Annotated in this window: 17 protein-coding genes and 1 riboswitch; of the genes, 13 read left to right on the forward strand and 4 right to left on the reverse strand. The window is 32.9% G+C overall.

Features of this window, described 5'->3' with window-relative positions:
• Nucleotides 1–46: 46 nt before the first annotated feature.
• From hisC to N4A68_02350, 3 genes are all read left to right on the forward strand, one after another.
• A complete protein-coding gene (hisC, locus tag N4A68_02340; GenBank protein MCT4563155.1) occupies nt 47–1147 on the forward strand; it encodes a histidinol-phosphate transaminase in 1101 nt (366 codons plus the stop codon).
• Nucleotides 1148–1444: 297 nt separating this feature from the next.
• Nucleotides 1445–1813 (forward strand): metalloregulator ArsR/SmtB family transcription factor, encoded by a 369-nt coding sequence (locus N4A68_02345; protein ID MCT4563156.1) that lies wholly within the window; start codon nt 1445–1447, stop codon nt 1811–1813.
• A gap of 23 nt (nt 1814–1836) precedes the next feature.
• Complete coding sequence (locus tag N4A68_02350) at nt 1837–4245, forward strand: heavy metal translocating P-type ATPase (protein ID MCT4563157.1); 2409 nt, start codon at nt 1837–1839, stop codon at nt 4243–4245.
• A gap of 145 nt (nt 4246–4390) precedes the next feature.
• Here the strand turns inward: N4A68_02350 and N4A68_02355 are convergent, their stop codons facing one another.
• On the reverse strand, nt 4391–6280 hold the full coding sequence (locus N4A68_02355) for a DUF6359 domain-containing protein (GenBank protein ID MCT4563158.1): 1890 nt from the start codon (nt 6278–6280) through the stop codon (nt 4391–4393).
• Nucleotides 6281–6873: 593 nt separating this feature from the next.
• Between N4A68_02355 and N4A68_02360 the strand changes: the two genes are divergently transcribed.
• The 5 genes from N4A68_02360 (at nt 6874) to N4A68_02380 (ending at nt 12739) form a co-directional block, all read left to right on the forward strand.
• Nucleotides 6874–7143, forward strand: a complete 270-nt coding sequence (locus N4A68_02360) for an iron-only hydrogenase system regulator (GenBank protein ID MCT4563159.1) — start codon at nt 6874–6876, stop codon at nt 7141–7143.
• Nucleotides 7140–8189, forward strand: coding sequence for a [FeFe] hydrogenase H-cluster radical SAM maturase HydE (gene hydE, locus N4A68_02365; GenBank protein MCT4563160.1), 1050 nt, complete (start codon nt 7140–7142; stop codon nt 8187–8189). Before N4A68_02360 ends, hydE begins: the two co-directional genes overlap by 4 nt.
• 13 nt (nt 8190–8202) lie before the next feature.
• Complete coding sequence (gene hydG, locus N4A68_02370; GenBank protein MCT4563161.1) at nt 8203–9705, forward strand: [FeFe] hydrogenase H-cluster radical SAM maturase HydG; 1503 nt, start codon at nt 8203–8205, stop codon at nt 9703–9705.
• Nucleotides 9706–11074: 1369 nt separating this feature from the next.
• Nucleotides 11075–11941 (forward strand): Rpn family recombination-promoting nuclease/putative transposase, encoded by an 867-nt coding sequence (locus N4A68_02375; GenBank protein ID MCT4563162.1) that lies wholly within the window; start codon nt 11075–11077, stop codon nt 11939–11941.
• 321 nt (nt 11942–12262) lie between these two features.
• A complete protein-coding gene (locus tag N4A68_02380; protein ID MCT4563163.1) occupies nt 12263–12739 on the forward strand; it encodes a rhodanese-like domain-containing protein in 477 nt (158 codons plus the stop codon).
• Nucleotides 12740–12827: 88 nt separating this feature from the next.
• Here the strand turns inward: N4A68_02380 and N4A68_02385 are convergent, their stop codons facing one another.
• Nucleotides 12828–13700: a hypothetical protein gene (locus N4A68_02385; protein ID MCT4563164.1), complete on the reverse strand. Its 873-nt coding sequence runs from the start codon at nt 13698–13700 to the stop codon at nt 12828–12830.
• 245 nt (nt 13701–13945) lie between these two features.
• Nucleotides 13946–14473: a sigma-70 family RNA polymerase sigma factor gene (locus tag N4A68_02390; GenBank protein ID MCT4563165.1), complete on the reverse strand. Its 528-nt coding sequence runs from the start codon at nt 14471–14473 to the stop codon at nt 13946–13948.
• Nucleotides 14474–14836: 363 nt separating this feature from the next.
• Here N4A68_02390 and N4A68_02395 point away from each other — a divergent pair, with 363 nt between their 5' ends.
• Entirely contained in the window at nt 14837–16201 is a 1365-nt protein-coding gene (locus N4A68_02395; protein MCT4563166.1) for an MATE family efflux transporter, read from the forward strand.
• Between the two features lie 30 nt (nt 16202–16231).
• Here the strand turns inward: N4A68_02395 and N4A68_02400 are convergent, their stop codons facing one another.
• The gene (locus tag N4A68_02400; protein MCT4563167.1) at nt 16232–16546 is read right to left on the reverse strand and encodes a hypothetical protein; all 315 of its coding nucleotides are present in this window, start codon (nt 16544–16546) and stop codon (nt 16232–16234) included.
• Nucleotides 16547–16938: 392 nt separating this feature from the next.
• Between N4A68_02400 and N4A68_02405 the strand changes: the two genes are divergently transcribed.
• The 4 genes from N4A68_02405 to N4A68_02420 all read left to right on the forward strand — a co-directional run bounded on the left by N4A68_02405 (nt 16939) and on the right by N4A68_02420 (nt 21500).
• Entirely contained in the window at nt 16939–17607 is a 669-nt protein-coding gene (locus tag N4A68_02405) for a response regulator transcription factor (GenBank protein ID MCT4563168.1), read from the forward strand.
• Nucleotides 17608–17679: 72 nt separating this feature from the next.
• Complete coding sequence (locus N4A68_02410; protein ID MCT4563169.1) at nt 17680–19089, forward strand: HAMP domain-containing histidine kinase; 1410 nt, start codon at nt 17680–17682, stop codon at nt 19087–19089.
• Between the two features lie 258 nt (nt 19090–19347).
• The gene (locus tag N4A68_02415) at nt 19348–20565 is read left to right on the forward strand and encodes a trypsin-like peptidase domain-containing protein (GenBank protein ID MCT4563170.1); all 1218 of its coding nucleotides are present in this window, start codon (nt 19348–19350) and stop codon (nt 20563–20565) included.
• 190 nt (nt 20566–20755) lie between these two features.
• A riboswitch (glycine riboswitch) is annotated at nt 20756–20849 on the forward strand.
• A gap of 381 nt (nt 20850–21230) precedes the next feature.
• On the forward strand, nt 21231–21500 hold the full coding sequence (locus N4A68_02420; GenBank protein MCT4563171.1) for an ACT domain-containing protein: 270 nt from the start codon (nt 21231–21233) through the stop codon (nt 21498–21500).
• The last annotated feature ends 2 nt before the right edge of the window (nt 21501–21502 follow it).

The raw sequence follows: 21502 nt of genomic DNA on the forward strand, positions 1-21502 counted from the left end.
TCGGAAATTTAAATTTACTATAGCTTTTATATGAGGAGGAAAATATATGAAGGATAATCTATTTAGAAAAGAAGTACTGACATTAAAGCGTTATGTTCCCGGTAAACCTATTGAGGAAGTAAAAAAGGAATTAGGTTTAGAAGACATAGTAAAGCTAGCGTCTAATGAAAACCCTTTAGGGCCTTCAAAGAAAGCAGTTGAGGCTATAAAGCAGGAAGCAGCAAATATTCATATTTATCCAGATCCAGGGGTAGCTACATTAAAAGAGAAATTAGCACAGAAATATGATTTAAGCCCAGAACAAATTGTGGTTGGAAATGGTGGAGAAGAGATCATAAAGTTCATTGCTCAGACATTTATTAATTCTGGGGATGAGGCGATAATGGCACTTCCTTCATTTGGATTATACAGTACTAGTGTTTCCCATATGGGAGGTGTATTAGTACAGATTCCCCTTAAGAACTACAAGCATGATTTTGAAGGCTTTGTAGAAAATATAAATGAAAACACAAAATTAATTTTTGTCTGTAATCCAAATAATCCAACGGGGAATATTATGACTGGAGAAGAGATAGACTATTTATTTAACAATATTCCAGAACATATTGTAGTAGTTCTTGATGAAGCATATTATGAGTATGCCATAAAAAATCCTGAATACCCTGACAGCATAAATATACTAAAGAAAAGACCAAACACCATTATACTTAGAACTTTCTCAAAGGTGGCAGGACTTGCAGGGGTTAGAACGGGATATTGCTTAACATCTAAGGAAATAGCAAATGAAATGACTAAGGTAAAGGGAGTATTTAATGCCAACAGATTAGCCCAGGTAGCTGCCGTAGCTGCCCTTGAAGATGATGAGCATATAGAAAAAACAGTAAAATTAAATTATGAATCTATGGAAATGATGGAGAAATACTTTGAAGATAATAATTTAGAATATATAAAATCCAATTCTAATTTTATTTTTGTTAATATAAATATGGATTCTAGAGTAGTATTCCAAAGGCTATTGGAGCAGGGAGTTATAATGAGACCAGGCTATCTTTGGAATTGGGATAACTGGATAAGGGTCAGTACAGGAACCATTGAGCAAACACAAAAATTTATTGAAAAATTAGAACTTATTTTACAAGACAACTAAAAATCTATGAACAAGAATTTAATTGTTTAAGGAAAAGATCATGTAGGTATATCTTTCCTTAAACAATTTTTTTATGAAATAAAATTTAGTATTCTTAGTGTTCCAATAAACATTTCAAGTGTATTTCTAATACCTTCCCCATACTTTTATTCTATTCCTTTATATTTTCACACCAATTTTTGGATAATATTTATATAAAAAAAGGTTGATTTTTATTTTAAATAGGTATATATTATTGTATAGATGATCATATGAACAATCATTCATATATAATCATTAATCTAACGAGGTGATCTAATGACTAATAAGAAATCAGATAAAGATATGTGTAATTGTAATGTCATACATGAGGATATAGTTGATAGTGTTAAATCAAAGATGCCCCAAGAAGAAAAGCTATATGATTTAGCGGATTTATTTAAGGTTTTTGGTGATACGACCAGAATAAAGATAATATGTGCTTTATTTGAAGAACAAATGTGTGTTTGTGATATTGCCGCAGCTCTTGGAATGTCACAATCTGCAATATCCCATCAATTAAGGGTTTTAAAAGCTGCTAGACTTGTAAAATATAGGAGGCAAGGAAAGGCAGTTTATTACTCCCTTGATGATGAACACGTTAAGAATATATTTGATCAAGGCTTTAGCCATATAAGTCACATGTAGGGCTTGAAGGGGGAGTATGAATAATGTCTAACCAAGTAAAGGTTGAGTTATCCTTAGAAGGACTCAACTGTGCTAATTGTGCTGCAAAGATAGAAAGAAGAGTAAATGAGTTATCCCATGTTAAGCTAGCTTCACTAAACTTTGTTACCAAGACAATGGCCATAGACATAGCTGATGTGGGAAAGAGTAAAGAGGTAATATCACAAACAAAAAATATAGTAAAAAAACTTGAACCCCATGTTGTAGTCAATGAAAGGGGACTAAATAAGACTGGAAAGAAAGTCTTAGTCCTAAAGGGACTGGCTTGTGCAAACTGTAGTGCCAAGATCGAAACAAAGATCAAGGAATTACAGGGTGTGAATAAGGCCTATATTGATTTCGCATCTGGAAAATTGATTATGGAAGCCAATAAAAGGGACTTGACTAGAATCACTGAAGAAGCAATTAAAATAATAAAAGATATTGAACCCCATGTAAATGTAATAGAAGAAAGCAAAGAAAACCTCTATAATGATGATCATGGACACCATCATTGTGATGATCATGAACATACCCATGCTCATCACCATAGTCATGGGGAGGGAAATAATAGGAAAGAATTAATAAAACTAGGTATAGGAGCAGTTCTATTTATTGTAGGCTTAGTCTTTAAATTCTCCCAGCCCATTGAATTTGGGATATTCTTTATCAGCTATATTTTAGTTGGTGGGGAAGTACTTCTTAGGGCTGGAAGAAATATATTGCGAGGACAAATATTTGATGAAAATTTTTTAATGGCTATAGCAACCGTTGGAGCCTTTGCCATAGGAGAATTCCCAGAGGGTGCAGGGGTTATGATATTTTATCAAGCAGGAGAGTTTATGCAGGGGTTGGCAGTTAATCGTTCAAGAAAATCAATTGCTGAATTAATGGATATAAGACCAGACTATGCCAATCTTAAAATAGGAAATGACTTAAAGAAGGTATCACCTGAGGAAGTAAATATCGATGACATAATAGTAGTAAAACCCGGTGAAAAGGTTCCCTTGGATGGGATAGTTATAGAAGGGACATCTACCCTTGATACATCCGCACTTACAGGAGAATCTATGCCGAGGGATGTCGTGGTGGGAAGTGAAGTTCTAGGTGGATTTATTAATAAAAACGGACTGCTGACTATTAAAGTTGATAAAGATTTTAGTGAATCCACTGTATCTAAAATATTAGATTTAGTTCAAAATGCAAGTAGTAAGAAAGCTTCAATTGAAAAATTTATAACAAAATTTGCAAGATATTATACACCTATTGTAGTTTTTAGTGCCCTAGCCTTGGCTGTAATTCCTCCACTTGTTATTGAAGGTGCAACATTTTCTCAGTGGTTATATAGGGCACTTATATTCTTAGTAGTATCATGCCCTTGTGCCTTAGTGATATCTATACCACTTGGATTTTTTGGAGGTATAGGTGGAGCATCAAAGTCTGGAATACTTATAAAGGGTGGGAACTACTTAGAGGCCCTTAACAATGTAGACACAGTAGTATTTGATAAAACAGGAACCTTAACAAAGGGCGTATTTAAAGTAACTGAAATCAAAGCAAAGGCCCATATATCCAAGGAGGAACTATTAGAGCTTGCTGCCTTTGCTGAGAGTTATTCTAACCATCCAATTGCGGCCTCTATATTAAAGGAATATGGTAAAGAGGTCAATAAAGAGGATATAGAGTCATATGATGAATTGTCAGGATATGGTATAAGTGCTGTAATAAGGGGTAAAAAAGTTTTAGCAGGAAATGATAAGCTTATGAAGCAAAAAAATATAGAATTTGATGATATTCATTTTACTGGGACAATAGTTCATATTGTAGTAGATAAGGAATATGCAGGCCATATTATTATTTCCGATGAAATTAAGTTAGACGCAGAAAATGCTATAAAGGAGCTTAAAGCAATAGGAGTCAATAAGACGGTAATGCTTACAGGAGATAATAGGAAAGTAGCGGAAAAGGTAGCCGAAAGTCTTGGGCTGGACAAAGTGTACTCAGAGCTTTTACCCCAGCATAAGGTTGAAAAGTTAGAACAATTAGATAAAGAAAAAAAATCCAAAGGGAATCTTATATTCGTTGGAGATGGCATAAATGATGCACCAGTTCTGGCTAGATCAGATATAGGTGTGGCTATGGGGGCACTGGGCTCAGATGCAGCAATAGAAGCAGCCGATGTTGTTCTCATGACCGATGAACCTTTAAAACTGGTGAGTGCAATAAAAATAGCAAAAAAAACCAAAAGAATAATATGGCAAAACATTGTATTTGCATTAGGTATAAAAGTAATAGTGATGATACTTGGAGCCATGGGTATGGCGACCATGTGGGCGGCAGTATTTGCCGATGTAGGGGTAGCACTGATAGCAGTACTTAACTCTATGAGAGCATTGAAGGTAGGAAGTATTTAAATAAGATAAATGACTATGATAGTTCTTTATAGTTAACGAGTAAGTGGCAAGGGTCGGTTTAAATCTGACCCTTGCCACTTTTTTATTACTTGAGGGAATTGCATAACTCTTACTAGGACTTCTTATATTTTTTTAGCAACACCTATTAATAACCCGATGGAGCCCCATAGGATCCAGGTGAAAAAGTATCAGTATTCCATGGATCGTAGGAAGGGGTACTCCATGGTTCATCTGCAGTTTCATTCCTTTCTACATCAGCCATAGCTTCAGGAGTCAATATTCCCTTTGTATGGGCAACACCATCAAAACCTATATAACTTTCTTGATTAGCTAACCAATTAACTATATTTATAGATAATGTAGCTGCATTTCCGTTATCGGTCCAGCCAGGATAGGTATTTTTATTACCACCATCTTCTCTTTTATACTTAGTAGATGCATCTTCTATAGGAGAGGAGTCTCCAATAAATGCTGCTTTACCTAAGCTAGGCTTTGAAATAGCCACATAGGCACCCTCTTTTTCCCCACCAAAGTATAGACCTAAATCAGCGGCATGGTTCCATTTAGTTGGGGAGTCATTGTCACTAAAATATATTATCCCTTTAGCTATATCAGGGTTAGTAATTGACATTGTACCTCCCGCAGCCATAAGAATCGGTTGTACACCCTGGGTAATTCCTTCACTTTCTTCTACAGATCTAATCCCTGAAACTCCGTCCATGCAATTTATTGCATTAAATCTAAATCTAATTCCAAAGTTCTGTGATAACCAACCTGAGTTAGCATTTTGAGGATTCCTCATATCCATATATTCCCCATCCATATCATAGCTTAAATCCGTTGATCTATTATATCCGTTAAAAACCTCAGTGCAATCCCAAGTATTTTTATTTCTATCAGCATTATAATGATCTGATATTAAAAAAATGCCCTTACCATCATCTACAAATTGCTTTAATGCTGCATACTCTGAAGCTCTAAGTGGTCTATTGGGCTCGGCCATTATAAATACATCAGCTTCATTAATAGAGTCGTATGTAATCAATGCCTCATTTATATCAACATTTGATGATTGTCTATCATCATAAAAACGTATAGCTCCGTCACCGTTCTTATCAATACCCCTATATTCCCTAACTGTATAGCCTTCCTCAACTAAAGCATCAGCAAAATCTGAGAAGCCACCGTCAATTACCCAATCAGCATTTCCAGCAGTTTCAAAATGAGAATTATCAAAGAGTACTAATTTTCCGTTATCATTTGATGGAGAAGGAGTCTTCTCAGGTATTGTGTTGTTCCAGTTATAATTTTGTGAAGGGGTTCCACCACCACCATCAATAAATTCGATAGAGGAAACTTGCTCTATGGATTCCTCATTGGAATAAACATCTCTTTTACCAGTTACCCTTATTTTCTTTCCAAGTGCCTGGGGATTGTTTACGGGGCTGAACTCTTGTCTCATATTTGATTCCAGCTTAACTATCAGATAATCTGCAGCTGAAATATCGTTAGTATCAGCTACCTTAATGGCATACTGATCGTTGAATTCATCAATTATATAGGCTTCTATGGTGACAGTTGTACCATGGGCTTCATTAAGTGCGTTAGCTACATCTTGACCGCCTTGAGATGAACCACCATCAATAAATTCGATAGAGGAAACTTGCTCTATGGATTCCTCATGGGAATAAATATCTCTTTTACCAGTTACCCTTATTTTCCTTCCCAGTGCCTGGGGATTATTTACGGGGCTGAACTCTTGTCTCATATTTGATTCCAGCTTAACTATCAGATAATCTGCAGCTGAGGCATTATTAGTATCAGCTACCTTAATGGCATACTGATCGTTAAATCCATCAACTATGTAGGCTTCTATGGTGACAGTTGTACCCTGGGATTCCAATAATGCTTCTGATACTGTCAATGGACTACTTTCAGCGTTAACCATTGTTAACATATTGATGCTAAACATATTTACTAGCACAAGTGTAAGGATCAAAACAAAGCTTGTAGTTTTTAAGAATCTGTTTTTCATATTAATCACCACTCCCATTTTAAATTTATTTTCTCAAAATCCAATAAAAACTTATACTCCCCCCCTCCTCTGAAGTTTATTTTTAAAACTGAAGAAATTCCATAGTTACCATCTGTGGAAATCATCCACTATATATAGTTTTAAAATCTACAAAGCCATATCCCATGCATTATGTAATCCAGTCAAGTTACAATTATGTAATTTCTTCAATTATTATAGATATATTATGTATATGTTGAATTAATGTATCAAATGTGAAAAATACCAAGAAATAATATTCCTATATTTATAACCAGTATTGAAATGTGGTGGTATTTATTATATAATTAATGGAAATAAATGAATTAATGTTATATTATAACAATATGAAGCTTCAAATTCTTAGAGAATATTCTTTAAGGATTTGTTGTATAAAAAGTAGCCCTTCCAAAGAAGAGTATTCTAATTTGAAAAGGAACTACGGCATATGATATTATGACAACTGCTATGGAATAAAAAACTAGCAGCCTATTAATATGTTTTTGTCATAAAATTTAAAAGCCGAGCTTTCCTTTTTGGAAAGTTTTTTTATTCCCCTAAATTTAGAAAAGGAGATGATTAATATCAAAAGAAAAATAGCTGTTATAGGAGCTGTACTAGATAATCCAAGGGATTGTCAAAGTCAATTTAACGATATAGTATCTGATTTTAAGGGAATTGTAAGGGGAAGGATGGGTATTCCTTTTGAGGAAGAGTGTGTTTCTGTAATCTCAATAATCGTATATGGCTCATTAGATGAAATAAATAGCTTAACAGGCAAACTTGGTAATATACAGGGGGTCAATATAAAAACATCATTCTCAAAGAAGAACATAGAAGCATGAAAAAAATACTAGATAAACTATATAGGACTAATAATTTAGAAAAAAAGGAACTTATAAAACTGTTAAGTAATATTGATGATGAACATAAAAAAATACTTTTTGAGTATGCAGACATAGTTAGACAAAAAGTATATGGTAAAAAAGTTATCCTAAGGGGGATTGTTGAGTTTTCTAGCTATTGTAAAAATACATGCATGTACTGTGGACTATGTAGCTCAAATAATATAGTCAACAGATATAGGATGAGCAAATCTGAAATAATGGAATGTTGTAGAAAAGGATATGAGATGGGTTATCGTACCTTTGTGCTTCAAAGCGGTGAAGATCTACATTATACCGATGAAATGCTTCAAAGTATTCTTTACAGCATTAAGGAAGACTTTTCAGATGTGGCTGTAACGCTATCCATAGGAGAAAAAAGTAGCTCAAGCTATACTAAGCTATTTGAAGCCGGGGCGGATAGATACCTACTAAGACATGAGGCAGCTGAAAGAGGCTTATACGAAAAGCTGCATCCAAGTATGAGCTATGATAATAGAATTAACTGTTTAAAAAATCTTAAAAACATTGGCTATCAAGTGGGTGCCGGGTTTATAGTTGGACTTCCAGAGCAAAGTATTATCCATATTACAGAGGATTTATTGTTTTTAAAGGCTCTAAATCCCCATATGGTGGGAATAGGCCCCTTCATATCACACCCTCAAACGCCATTAAAGGATTATCCAAATGGCCCTGTGGATATGACTATAATCTGTTTGGCTATCATAAGGCTCTTACTCCCCGAGGTGCTTCTGCCTACAACTACTGCCTTAAGATGCTTAGACCCTAGCAGTTGGGGGAAAAGTCTTGAAGCAGGGGCAAATGTGATAATGACCAATTTAACAAGCTCGGAAAAAAGAAAGAACTATGATATTTATAAAGGAAAAGGGGATACAGCTGATAATGCAAACACTTTGACAGCTCAAGTAAAGGATCTAATAAAAAACGCAGGATATGAGGTTGATATGAGTAGGGGTGATCATATCTCCATAAAAAAATGTTTTTGAAAGGATGATTTACATGGCAACGATGTCATTAAATGATTGGGGAAACCAAGTTATAAAACAAGAACAGATTGATAAATATTTGATCAATGGTAAAGATTTTATCGATGAGAAAATAATCTCACAAAAGCTTCAAGCAATAAAAACAAATGATAAAAGTCAAATCAGAGCTATTATTGAAAAAGCAAAATCAATCGAAACACTATGTCCCGATGAGGTTGCTTTACTTCTTAATGTGACCGATGAAGAGCTGTGGGAAGAGATGTATGAAGCAGGAGCAGAAATAAAACGAAGGGTATATGATAATAGAATTGTTTTTTTTGCACCCCTATACTGCAGTAATCTTTGTGTCAATGGCTGTAAGTATTGTGGATTTAGAACTAATAACAAAGAAGAAAAAAGAAAAAGATTAAATATGGAAGAAATAAAAAGGGAAACAGAAGTCATAATCGATGAAGGGCATAAAAGACTTATCGTTGTGTATGGAGAACATCCCCTTTCAGATATTGACTATATGTGTGACTCAATAAAAGCAGTTTATGATGTAAAGAAGAAATCTCCCTATGGCAAGGGCTATGGAAACATTAGAAGAGTAAATGTAAATGCGGCGCCGATGTCAACGGAAGACCTTATTAAGCTCAGGGATGTTGGGATTGGTACATATCAAGTGTTTCAGGAAACCTATAATCGTAATTTATATAAATCTATACATCCATTTGGACCTAAATCCGACTATAGATGGAGACTTTATGCTCTTCATAGAGCAATGGATGCCGGCATTGATGATTTAGCCATAGGAGCCTTATTTGGACTTTATGATTGGAAATTTGAGGTTATGGGATTAATCTATCATGCCTTAGACCTCGAAAGACAATTTGGAATAGGCCCCCATACGATTTCATTCCCAAGACTTATGCCTGCATCTGGGACAACAATGTTTTCAGACTCTAAGTACTTAGTAGATGATGACCAATTCAAGAAGCTTGTCACTGTTTTAAGATTAGCAGTACCCTATACAGGTCTGATCATCACGGCAAGAGAAGCTCCTAAGGTCAGAGATGATGTTATTAATGTGGGTTGTACTCAAATAGATGCTTCAAGTAGAATAGGAATTGGTGGATATAGTCAAAATAATGGCAATCAAGAAAAGGAAAAACAACAATTCATACTAGGTGATACCCGGAGCCTGGATGAGATGATAAAAATACTTGCTAAGAAGGATACCATTACTTCATTTTGTACTGCAGGATATAGATGCGGAAGAACTGGAGATAAGATAATGGGACTTCTTAAGGGCTGTATAGAAGGTAAGTTTTGTAAGCTAAATGCTGTACTAACATATAAAGAGTATCTGGATGACTATGCTTCACCGGAAACAAGAATGGTAGGAGAGAAGGTTATACAAAAAGAAATACAGCAAATAAAGAATATTACATATTTTAAGGAGCATGGCTTAGATAAGCAGCTTATAGATTCCTATAGTAGAGTTTCTAAAGGGGAAAGGGATATTTATTTGTAGAGGGACGGTCTTAAAGACCCCCTCTTTTTTCTATTTTTATTGCTCAAGCATTGAGTATATCAGTAAAATCGTTGATATGTTTTTTTGAAATAGGGCAAAACTGATTATCAGAAAAAAATGCCTTATAGTTCGTATGCTTTAATTCAAGCTTCGTTATTTTAGATTTATTAACAATATAGGATTTATGGCATCTATAAAAGTTTTTAGGTAAAAGACTAGAAAGCTTACTTAGTGATTGGGGGTACTCATAGGTTGTTCCTTAATTATGAAGTCTGAATGTTTTTCAGAATATTCTTTTAGCAAATTCTCAACACCTAAAGAAAATTGTAGGTTATCTTCAAAAACATAGATTCTATGCATTTAACCCATCTCCGATCCCCATAAGCAAGATTTTTACAAAAAATTTTATCAAATTTTGACAAAAAAATCAATGCTTTTCGTATAAAAACGTCAAATTATTACATAAAAAAAATACCTATTCATAAAAATGTAGGGAAATTACATGAAAGAAAAATAATAAAATAGGTCATAGTGTGGAGTGACCCCCTAATGGTGTACAGTTTGTGGACAGTAAAATTTATAGATTTTTTTTACATTTGTAAATAGGTTTTTCTATATAAACTTGGGGGCATGCCCCCAAGTTTTTTTTGAGGCCTAAGGTTTGTATAATAATCAATATATTCTTTTGTCACATTTTCAACGACCTTAGCATCTTTGTATCAGGTATCAGTCAAAAAATTGACACCTTATACTGCAACCTTCCCCATGATATAATTGTATTAGTTCTTTAATAATTCAATAGAAGCGATGGGACGGTTCTCTTGCTTCCTTGCGGAAGACCCTGTGAGCAGAAAACGAGGGGATGATTCTCCGGGTTGCCAATAGAGGTAAATGGTGTTAGGCACTGAGTCATTAACATATTTGAATGTTGATAATTGAATAAAATAGGAAAGACCTTAGTCAAAAAATTGGCTAGGGTCTTTTTTGGGGTTTAGGGTTAAAGAGTGCTTTAGCGAATAGATAGTACCCATATGGATGTATATAAAAAAAGCCTTCACATCATAGTGAAAACTAATATTATTGGTATTATTTTATTCTATTGTTTCAGATCATAATTTTTTTGATATATCTTATCCATTTCAGTTTTAAAATTTAACCAAAATAGTGTCAACAACTCCGACCCCTGGCTTTCCTCGGCCCTTGGCTTTCCCTAGAAATAGCAGCTAAGCTACAACCTATACCTATGATAATAATGGAGATGAAAATGAAAAGGGCCACTGTCCCTTTAGCTGCAACAAAAAAGAATTTAGAATATAGTGAAAATAACATGGAAATTAAGATATAATATAAGTAGGAAGGAAATGATAGGATGAGAAGATTAAGGCCACTAAATGATTTTATATTTAAAAAGCTTTTTGGAGAAAACGAAGTTAAGGACAATTTAATTGCATTTTTAAATGCAGTATTAGATAAAAAGGATAGAGAAAGAATAGTTACACTAGAAATAATAGATAATAAAGAATTAACTCGGGATATGATAAATGATAAAACATCCATACTAGATGTAAGGGCAAGAACAGAAGATGGAACACAGATAAATATAGAGGTGCAGCTTACGAATCAACATAATATGGATAAAAGAACATTATTTTATTGGGGAAGAATGTTTAATGAAAATATAAGCAAGGGTGAAGACTATAAAAGCTTACCAAAGGTTATAACAATAAATATATTAGATTTTAATTATCTTAAGCTAGATAAATTCCATACAAAATTTCATTTGTGGGAAGATGAAGATAAGGAATATATGCTTACAGATTTAGTAGAGATTCATTTTATAGAAGTACCTAAATTCAGGGAATTAAAAGAAAAAAATTTAGGAGAAGATAGATTGCAAAGATGGTTGACTTTCTTTAATACAAATATTTCAGAGGAAAAGTTAAAGGAGTTGATGGAAATGGACAAAGACATAAAAAGAGCCCAGGAAAGATTAGAGTATTTAAGCAGTGATCCAAAAACAATGGAATACTATAAAGCTAGAGAAAAGTCACTACACGAAAGAGCAAATATGATAAGTAGTGCTAAAGAGGAAGGAATAGAAGAAGGAATAAAAAAAGGAATAAAAGAAGGAATAACTAAAACTGCACAAAATTTATTATTTATGGGTATGGATATAGACATGGTATCCAAAGCCACAGGATTAAGTATAGAGGAAGTAAAAAAGATAAAAAATTAGAACAGTATGTACCTGTAACGGAGACGGAGTTGTTGACAACATAAAATCACATCGACTATTAAGGTAAAAAAATGTCAGATTAAATGCTCCTATTCAACACATTATCAGGCTATCCCTATTATGAATGGGATAGCCTGATAATGTGTTCCTTTTATTTGACAAATACATCAACAATATGTTAACATTTACGGGGACATGTCAACATACATGTGATTAGCTGCAAAATATAAGGGGCAGTTCATCAAAAAAATAGAGTATTTATGCGAGTTGTAGAGTTCTACAACGAGCTAAATATATATAATACAGGAGGAGAATAATAAAATGAAAAAGAAACTTTTAGTAGGTGTACTTATGCTTACCCTTGCAGTGTCTGCAGTGGGATGTGGATCAAAGCCAGTGGAGGAATCATCAGGAGCTTCATCAGAGCAGCCTAAGCAGGAGCAGGAGAGAACCTACAACTACTATACGGCTGAACAGGTTAAAGAGGCAGTTGAAAAGGGAGACGATATAACACTTTTAGATATTCAGGTGGAAGATGAATGGAATGCCCATCATATAAAAGGTGCTATATCAACAAAGGCATACCCAGTTAAAAGCGACGAAGAAAAGGCTAAAGTAGATGCAGTGATTTCTCAGCTAGAAGGAGATAATCCTATAATAATTGTATGCCCAGGAGGAAAAGGCGGGGCTCAAAGAACTGTACAGCATCTTGAAGGAAAAGGAATAAAGGCTGAAAGACTTTTTATACTTGAAAATGGTCAAGGTGGATGGCCTTACGATGAGCTTTTGGAAAAGTAAAATAGAAGATATGATGATGGTTAGAATATAGAAGAAAAGCCCGTAAGAGGATTTGGATATAACCACAAATCTTCCCCCGGGCTTTAAATTATTTTGTATAGGTACTTAAGTCAACACTATCGATAACTTTATGCATTTCATCCTCACTTAAGCCCATAAAGACTAAGGCATATTGTATATTATCAATTTCTATTGAAGCAATAACCCCTTTATCCTCATTAAATAATGTATATTGAGTTCCGGTAGGGGTAGTGTAGGTATCTTGATATACAGCATCGGTAACTGTTATATGGGTGCTGTCCTCTGGTAAATTTTCGGATATTATGGTGATACCTAAAAGCCTTTCTGTATTTTCTTTAGATTTATAGGTTGTATATATATTGAAGTTCTTATCAAAGGGAGATTGTACTTTAATATCCTTGTCCATCTCAAAGTCCTCTGGTATATAAGCTGGTAAAACGATATCAATGCCCAGAGCTTCCTTAACCTTTTCTATACTAGGAAAGGATTGTGTATCTACCTGCTTTGTTTCTTTTTGTGGGTCTTTGGGATTATTATATGAATCACTAGCTTCCTGAGCCATTTTTTGGGCTTCATCGTCACTCATGTCCTGAGTAGTTTTAATTTTAACAGTTGTATTCTTATTGAAGAAATTAAATTCTTTAAATAATCCTGTAGCATATGCTGCTGTTACACCTATAGTTATAGTTAGTATTAAACTAGCTGCTATGGCAGCAAATTTTTTATGATTTTTTTTCATAGTATCATATCCTTCCTTATTTTGTTTAATAATTCTTTTAGCAAAAAGCTTACTATCTTCTATTGGATAAGGAAAAGGGTTGTTAGCAGATAGTATGTCGATTTGCTTTTCAATTTCAGATATATCCATATTATCAATAGCTTCATCAAGTTTATTTTTTGTGCTATGAAATTGTGGAGTGTTTTTAAAGGTATCTTTCATAAAATAACCTCCCCTTTGATCTGGATTGAGCTCATATCCAATTACTTGAGCAAATTGCATAATTACCTTCTACAAAAGCTATCTACTATATATAGTTTTAAATTTCCAATAGCTAAGCCATCAAATATGCTTATATCTTAAGTAATTAAATTAAGGATGATATTCGCATATGCAATTGAGCCAAGTAAGAGTTATGCAATTTCCTCACTTATTATATGTAAACAATATTTGTTTGTAACAAGAAATTATATAAAATTTTCTTTAGCTATATTATGGGTTAATTTTTTGATTTCACGTCTTAACCGTACATATTTCATGCGTAGGCTTGCTTCATTTACATTAAGAATTTTGGCGATTTCTTTATATTTCTTATTTTCAATATAATATAGCTTGTAAAGTAACTGTTTCTCCTCACATAAGCTTTCTAATACGTTATCAACATATTGATTTTCATCGATCCTTTTGTCATAGATGGTTTCAAGTTCTTCATATACATCTGAAAAATTACTTTTTAATTCTACATCAGTTGAGGTTTCCATTGAGGCTTTTTTATAAGCCTTTCTTTTAAAATTAGCTACCACATATTTAGCTGTTTGATATATAAATCCACCTATATTGTCGTGGGTTTGGAGCTTATCAATACGATTATATACGATAATAAATACTTCTTGTGTAAGATCCTTTGCGTCCTCTATATTTCCTACGGAATAATATAGGTATTTTAGTATTTTTTCATGATATGATTCACATAATTTAATAAATAGCTTATCCAAATTTAAGCCCCCTTTCTATCTTGTATATGTTTTCATATATAAAATGTAACATAGATTATAAAAAAATCCTTTAATATAGATTTCCAAAAGTTAAACTTAATTTATACCTCTCAAAATATCCGATGTTTCTAGGGCGTTTTGATGTGTATAAATTAAAGTTTATACTAAAATCCCTATATTTTAAAAGTTTAATTTTTTCCTGTGTCACATTATATATTTTTAAATTTTTATGATATAATTTTCTAACTAGCATTTAATTTATGGAGATTTTACTATGATATTTTTGTGGGAAATATATAAAGTAATTAATATTAGAATGGTTTGTATAACGTCAAAATAGAGTTAAGAAAGAAAGTGATATAAATGAATAAATTAAAGAAGTTTTTAAGTGATTATAAAATTTTATTGGCTTCAATCATTACTATAGCTCTCCCTGCTATTGGAGAAATGAGTTTAAATACTTTGCTTGGATTAGCCGATACATTGATGATAAGTTGGTTCATTGGGCCAAAGGCTTTATCTGCTGTAGGCTATGCAAATCAAATAGTCTTCACTCTGATATTTATTTTTTCTTCCTTCAATACAGGAGCTACTGCAATGATATCAAGGGCCTATGGAGAAAAGGATTATGGCAAGTTGAATCATATAGCAGCACAAGCAGTTTCCATAAATGTGGTTATAGGATTTATAATTACCATTCTAGCATTCCTATTTGCACAAGAAATTTTCTCCATATATGATATTTCGAAGGAAGTATTTGCATTAACATTAGAATATTTCTATATTATCGTATTTGGAATGATATTTATGTTCATATCATTTTCATGTGCAGCCATTTTAAGGGGTTCTGGAAACACTGTTGCACCAATGGTAATTACAGGAATTGCTAATATTCTTAATATTTTTGGAAATTATGTGTTGATCACAGGCTTTGGTCCCTTTCCCCAGTTGGGTATTGCAGGGGCGGCATGGTCTACCACTATTTCAAGAATGATAGGTGTCATTTTATATGTAAACATTCTATTTATTAAGAAGTCCCAAATACGTATCAGATTAAAGGATATGAAAATCACAAAAAATGTATTGAGACCATTATGGAACCTAAGTTATCCAGGTGCTATTGAACAAGCATTGATGCAGATTTCTTTTGTTATAGTGGGAATTATTGTATCAAAATTAGATACAAATTCCGAGGCTGCCTTTCGTATACTAATTAACATCGAATCCATTTCATACATGCCCGCGGTGGGCTTGTCAATAGCTTGTGCAACATTGGTGGGTAAGGCACTTGGAGAAAAAAATATTGAGAAGGCATCGGATACAGGATATGCTGCATCTGCCCTTGGAGTACTATGGGGTATTTTTATGGGAACAATATTTTTTATATTTCCAAATAACCTATTAAGTTTCTTTACATGGGACAATAAAATTATTTTACTTTCAATAACAACTATGTATTTTATGGGAATTAACCAGCCTTTTTTAAATTTCATGATTGTTATGTCAGGGGCACTTAGGGGGGCAGGAGATACAAGGGGAGTCATGATTATAACGTCTCTTAGAGTCTGGATTATGTTTATTCCTTTAACATATTTATTTATTATAATATTAAATAATGGTGTAGAGGGCGTATGGTATGGAGAGATAATATCATTCCTTGTTTTCTGTATGGTGATGTTCAGGAGATTTAAAAGTAAAAAATGGACACAAATCAAAATAGATTCATAAAAAAATAGAAAGTCCAAAGACTTTCTATTTTTATACTGGTATAAATGTTTTTAAATCATAAACATGATATTCAATGGGTAAAGAATCAGTTACAATTTTACCTTGAAGCATATTATTATCCTCAACCATTGATTTTAAGCTTTGAAAATCTATATCCGATAGTAAAACATCACCTAGGGAATCATTAGGCCCATTAACTATGAAACCATAATTCCCAGTTTCTTTACATTTTAATTTGATGGCTCCTTGATTGTCTAGTATTACATTTCCAAGAACATTTTTTGTTTGACTAATGATTTTACCTTTAAACATAGTACCATTTTCTAATAATAAATAGCCTTTCATTTTTTTACCTCCTCTTATTTTTGTTTCACTGAACAAATTTAATAAAAAAGAGTATAATTTATACAACGTTGTGTATAAATATACATTAGCCTTTCATAAAATTATATCATAACTGAGAATTTTTTCAAGAACTTTTATAAAATTCATAAAAAATTTCCAAAATAGATTATAATATAAGGATAGAGCAAATCGCATAATTACTTTCTATAAAAACCATCTACCACATGTAGTTTTAAAATCCCTATATCATCAAATATGCTTATATCTTAAGTAATTAAATTAAGGATGATATTCCCATATTAGGTTTTGCCAAGTAAGAGTTATGCAATTTCCTCAACAATTAAGAAATTGCTTTAAAGGAGGGATTTAATTTGAATAAAAATATAAAAATCATGGTTGTGGATGATGATGAAAATATTGCCGAATTAATATGCCTGTATCTTAATAAAGAGGGATATGAGACGAAGAAGTATTTTAGTGGAGTAGAGGCACTAAAAAAATTCAATATATTTACTCCAGATTTAATAATTTTAGATATCATGCTTCCAGAAATAGACGGATATGATGTATGTACAGAAATTAGGAAAAAAAGCTCTGTGCCTATAATAATGCTTACAGCGAAGGGTGAAACCTTTGACAAGGTTCTAGGGCTGGAGCTGGGAGCAGATGATTATATAGTCAAACCCTTTGATTCAAAGGAATTACTGGCTAGGGTAAAGGCCGTACTTAGAAGATACAGGTCAAAAAATATTGATAATAAGCAATTAGTAATCCCTAATTTGACTATAGATCTATCGGATTACTCAATTATATACCACGGAAAAAAAGTTGAAATACCACCAAAGGAGTTAGAACTTCTATACTTTTTAGCATCTAATCCAAATCAAGTTTTTACGAGGGAACAAATCCTTGACAATGTTTGGGGATATGATTTTATAGGGGAGACAAGAACTGTAGATGTGCATATAAAAAGGCTAAGAGAAAAGTTGAATAATAATGACCCATGGGAAATAAAGACGGTTTGGAGTGTAGGATATAAGTTTAACCTAGATTATTCATAGGAAGTTTAAAAATATTTAGGGGAGTTTTAAATTTTCTATGAATAATGTGGGTTATGATGAGGTGATATTGAGTTGAGGTCACTATTTGGAAAAATGTTTATTATATATATAGTTGTAATTTTGATTAGCTTTATAGCATTGATATCCATTTTATCCACTACATTTGAAGATTATTTTATGAGCCAAAAAGAAAAATCATTGATTGGGCAGTGTGAAAAAATTCAGAAGCAATATTCTCTGGTTTATGAAAAAGGACCAAGGTATATCGATAGCTTGAAGGATGAAATGGAAGCTTTGGATAAATATCTGGATGCTCGAATATGGTGGGTGAATAGAAGTGGAGAGATTTATGTTGATCCAGAGTTGGAAAATACTACATGGTTGGGAGAAAAACTGCCCTATGAAGAAATAGAAGAAGTATTTAAGGGATATATCATAAAAAGAAAGGGTAGATTTAGGAATTATTTCGAAGAGCCTGTACTAACTATTGGATATCCAATTATAATTGATAATAAAGTTGTTTTAGCATTATTTATGCATTCTTCAATTCCAGAAATTAAAAGAACAGTGTCAGATGTCTACAGGATAGCCATAACTGGTCTAATCTTTTCAATATTGATAGCGTGTATAGCAGCATTTTTCTTGTCCAAGAATTTGAATAAGGATATTAAAAATCTAAATGAGGCCGTTAGGTTTGTTTCAAAGGGTAATTTTGAAAAACGGTTGACTATTAGGAGAAAGGATGAGCTAGGACAGCTGGCAGAGAATTTTAATTGTATGGCTGTGGAGCTAAATAAATTAGAGGAGCTAAGAAGAACCTTTATATCAAATTTATCCCATGATATTCGTTCGCCCCTTACTTCTATTAAGGGCTTTCTACAGGCGATTCTCGATGGAACTATTCCTAAAGACAAGCAGGATAACTACTTAAGAATCGCTTTAAGGGAAAGTGAAAGATTAACTAAGATGACTAATGATATCTTGGATTTATCTAAAATGGAGGGTGGCCAGCTGGAGCTTTGTAGAACGGAGTTTAGCATAAATAGTTTATTGATTAATGAAATAGAAAAGCATGAAACTAGGTTATTAGATAAAAATATACATGTAGAATTTGATTTGTTTGAGGGAAATGATTTAGTTAATGGGGATATAGAACAGATTACGAGGGTTGTATACAATCTCGTTGACAATGCCATTAAATTTGTAGATCAAAGTGGTAAAATCAGTTTTAGAACGGTACTTAGAAAAGATAAAGTTCATGTGTCAATAAAAAATACAGGGAATATAATTAATGGGGATGAGATGATATATATATGGCATAGATTCCATAAGTCTGATAAATCAAGGGGGGAAGACAGGAGGGGTTCAGGTCTGGGATTGTCCATAGTAAAGGCTATCATTAAAAACCATGGAGAAGATATAACTGTAAAGAGTAGTAAAGAACAAGGGACGGTTTTCACTTTCACATTGACCACAAAGTAAGGCAGATTTAAAAAATAAACTGATCATCTTACTCGTATTTTTGATTATTTTTATCCATACTCAATCACTTGCATACAGTGAGTAGGACTGTGGCCGAGTGCCTATAAAATAATCAAAATTACTTCGTAAGCTGACTTGTTTATATTCTTCATATTCCTAATATAACTAAAATGAATTTGTTTACAAACTATTCATATTTTCTTAAACTTTATTATTTATTATATAAATATAGAACCCAAGGGTTAAGGAGGTATATATATGTTTAAGGATAAAAATGAATTTCTAAGTGATTGTAAAGAGATAGTTGAAGTAAGAACTACGCCTATTAAGAAAAGGAGATCATTTAAAAATATCTTGATATTTGGGATTATTTTTTCAATGGTAGGGGGTTTTTCAGTAGGTGCAGGTTATAAATTTAGTGAAAGCTACTTATGGAAGTATGATCAAGACAATGAGGTCGTAAAGGAGAATAAGCAGACAGAAATTATCGATTCCTCACTGGTACAAAGGGTAAATTATAATAGGACTAGTTCATCTATAGCTGATATTGCCCAGGAGGTAGGACCTTCAATAGTAGCTATCACAAGTAAGGTTAAAGTAAGGGATTGGTTTGATAATCAATACCTTCAGGAGGGTCAAGGGTCAGGGGTTATATTTGAAGTAGGCGATAAGGATGTTATGATTGTAACAAATGAGCATGTTGTAAATGGGGCGGCAGAAGTAATGGTTACTTTATATGATAATAAGAAGGTACCAGCTTCCATAATTGGAATTGATTCAGAAACAGACCTAGCCGTATTGAAGATAGATAAAAAACATATACCAAAAGAAATATTAGGAAAAGTTATGGCTGCAAAATTTGGAGATTCCGAAGCTTTAAGGGTTGGGGAAACAGCTATAGCTATGGGAAATCCAATGGGATATAACGATACAGTAACAGTTGGAGTTATCAGTGCTTTGAACAGGGAATTACAGCTTCCCGATAAGAAGCTAAAGCTAGTTCAAACCGATGCAGCCATAAACCCAGGAAATAGCGGAGGAGCCCTTGTGAATAGTAATGGAGAAGTTGTTGGAATAAATACCATTAAGATTGCCGATACAAAGGTTGAGGGAATAGGATTTGCTATACCAATCAATTCAGTTAAGCCTATTATTAATGAACTTGCGAAGAAGGGTTCTATATCAAGACCATTTCTTGGAATAGTAGGAAAGGATATTGATCAAAGTACATCTGAGCTTTATGAATTACCTATAGGTATATTTATTGCCGATGTAATGGAAAAAAGTGCTGCAGATGTGGCTGGGATTAAAAGAGGCGATGTAATAATTGAATTTGAAGGCGAAAAAATATTTTCAATGGAGCAGTTAAGTAAGTTGATAAAAGAGAGAAAAGTTGGAGATCAGGTTACTATAAAAATTATTAGAAATGGTAAAGAGAAAAAAGAATTGAAGGCAGTTCTACAAGAAAAAAGCTAGAGATATTATTTATAAATCAAGGGCTTCTATTATCACATAGAAGGCATATAAAATCAAAAAATATTTTATATAAAAGCTTATAAATATTCAAAAAAATGTTGATTTTAATAGTAAATTTATGTTAGAATCAATTTTATAAAACTTAATATTCTGGTTGAAGATAGTGGAAGTAGTAATTATGACCGTTATTGGACAGACCTCTGGAGAGACTCGTCTGAGCACCGAAGGGGAAAACCAAAGAAAGTATTGGTGAAACTCTCAGGTAAAAGGACAGGGGAAATATATGAAGGATTTTTATAAAAGTTTTTGTTATTAAATAGAAGCTTTATAAATAGAGCAAATTGCATAATTACTTTCTATAAAAACCATCTACTACATGTAGTTTTAAAATCCTCAAAGCTATACCATATATATTATGCAATTCTGCCAAGTAGGAGTTATGCAATTTCCTCAATTAAGATTCTTTATAGAGATTCCAGTCAAAACTTTAATTTATACATATCAAAAATCCCCAGAAACATCGGATATTTTCCTATATATAAATTAAGATTTACTTGGAACTCTCTTTAATTGAAATATATTTTCCAGAGACTATATCGTTATGATTTAGTCTCTTTTTATGTTTGAAAGTAAAGGTTGTGATTAAAAAAAAGGAGAGGATCTGAATGAAAGCAGTTATTACTGTTATAGGAAAGGACAAAATTGGTATTATATCTGAAGTTACGTCGGTATTGGCGGAGAAGAATGCTAATGTTTTAGATATAAGTCAAACTATATTGCAGGATTATTTTACTATGATAATGATTGTGGAGCTTGAAAAAATGGATATTCACTTTATGGAGTTAAAGGAGAAGCTTGAGATTGTGGGCAAAAAAATAGGAATGTCAGTCAAGATACAGCATGAAGATATATTTAATGCCATGCATAAAATTTAATG

The sequence above is a fragment of the Maledivibacter sp. genome (genome assembly GCA_025210375.1).
In the GTDB taxonomy this organism is placed as follows: Bacteria; Bacillota; Clostridia; order Peptostreptococcales; family Caminicellaceae; genus JAOASB01.

Bases quoted from the DNA above. Each gene is read 5' to 3' on its own strand.
- N4A68_02405 (MCT4563168.1), top strand. From the start codon at position 16,939: ATGGTTGTGGATGATGATGAAAATATTGCCGAATTAATATGCCTGTAT.
- N4A68_02350 (MCT4563157.1), top strand. From the start codon at position 1,837: ATGTCTAACCAAGTAAAGGTTGAGTTATCCTTAGAAGGACTCAACTGT.
- N4A68_02415 (MCT4563170.1), top strand. From the start codon at position 19,348: ATGTTTAAGGATAAAAATGAATTTCTAAGTGATTGTAAAGAGATAGTT.
- N4A68_02400 (MCT4563167.1), bottom strand. From the start codon at position 16,546: ATGAAAGGCTATTTATTATTAGAAAATGGTACTATGTTTAAAGGTAAA.
- N4A68_02380 (MCT4563163.1), top strand. From the start codon at position 12,263: ATGAAAAAGAAACTTTTAGTAGGTGTACTTATGCTTACCCTTGCAGTG.
- N4A68_02385 (MCT4563164.1), bottom strand. From the start codon at position 13,700: ATGAAAGATACCTTTAAAAACACTCCACAATTTCATAGCACAAAAAAT.
- N4A68_02360 (MCT4563159.1), top strand. From the start codon at position 6,874: ATGATTAATATCAAAAGAAAAATAGCTGTTATAGGAGCTGTACTAGAT.
- hydE (MCT4563160.1), top strand. From the start codon at position 7,140: ATGAAAAAAATACTAGATAAACTATATAGGACTAATAATTTAGAAAAA.
- hisC (MCT4563155.1), top strand. From the start codon at position 47: ATGAAGGATAATCTATTTAGAAAAGAAGTACTGACATTAAAGCGTTAT.
- N4A68_02345 (MCT4563156.1), top strand. From the start codon at position 1,445: ATGACTAATAAGAAATCAGATAAAGATATGTGTAATTGTAATGTCATA.
- hydG (MCT4563161.1), top strand. From the start codon at position 8,203: ATGGCAACGATGTCATTAAATGATTGGGGAAACCAAGTTATAAAACAA.
- N4A68_02355 (MCT4563158.1), bottom strand. From the start codon at position 6,280: ATGAAAAACAGATTCTTAAAAACTACAAGCTTTGTTTTGATCCTTACA.
- N4A68_02375 (MCT4563162.1), top strand. From the start codon at position 11,075: ATGAGAAGATTAAGGCCACTAAATGATTTTATATTTAAAAAGCTTTTT.
- N4A68_02420 (MCT4563171.1), top strand. From the start codon at position 21,231: ATGAAAGCAGTTATTACTGTTATAGGAAAGGACAAAATTGGTATTATA.
- N4A68_02395 (MCT4563166.1), top strand. From the start codon at position 14,837: ATGAATAAATTAAAGAAGTTTTTAAGTGATTATAAAATTTTATTGGCT.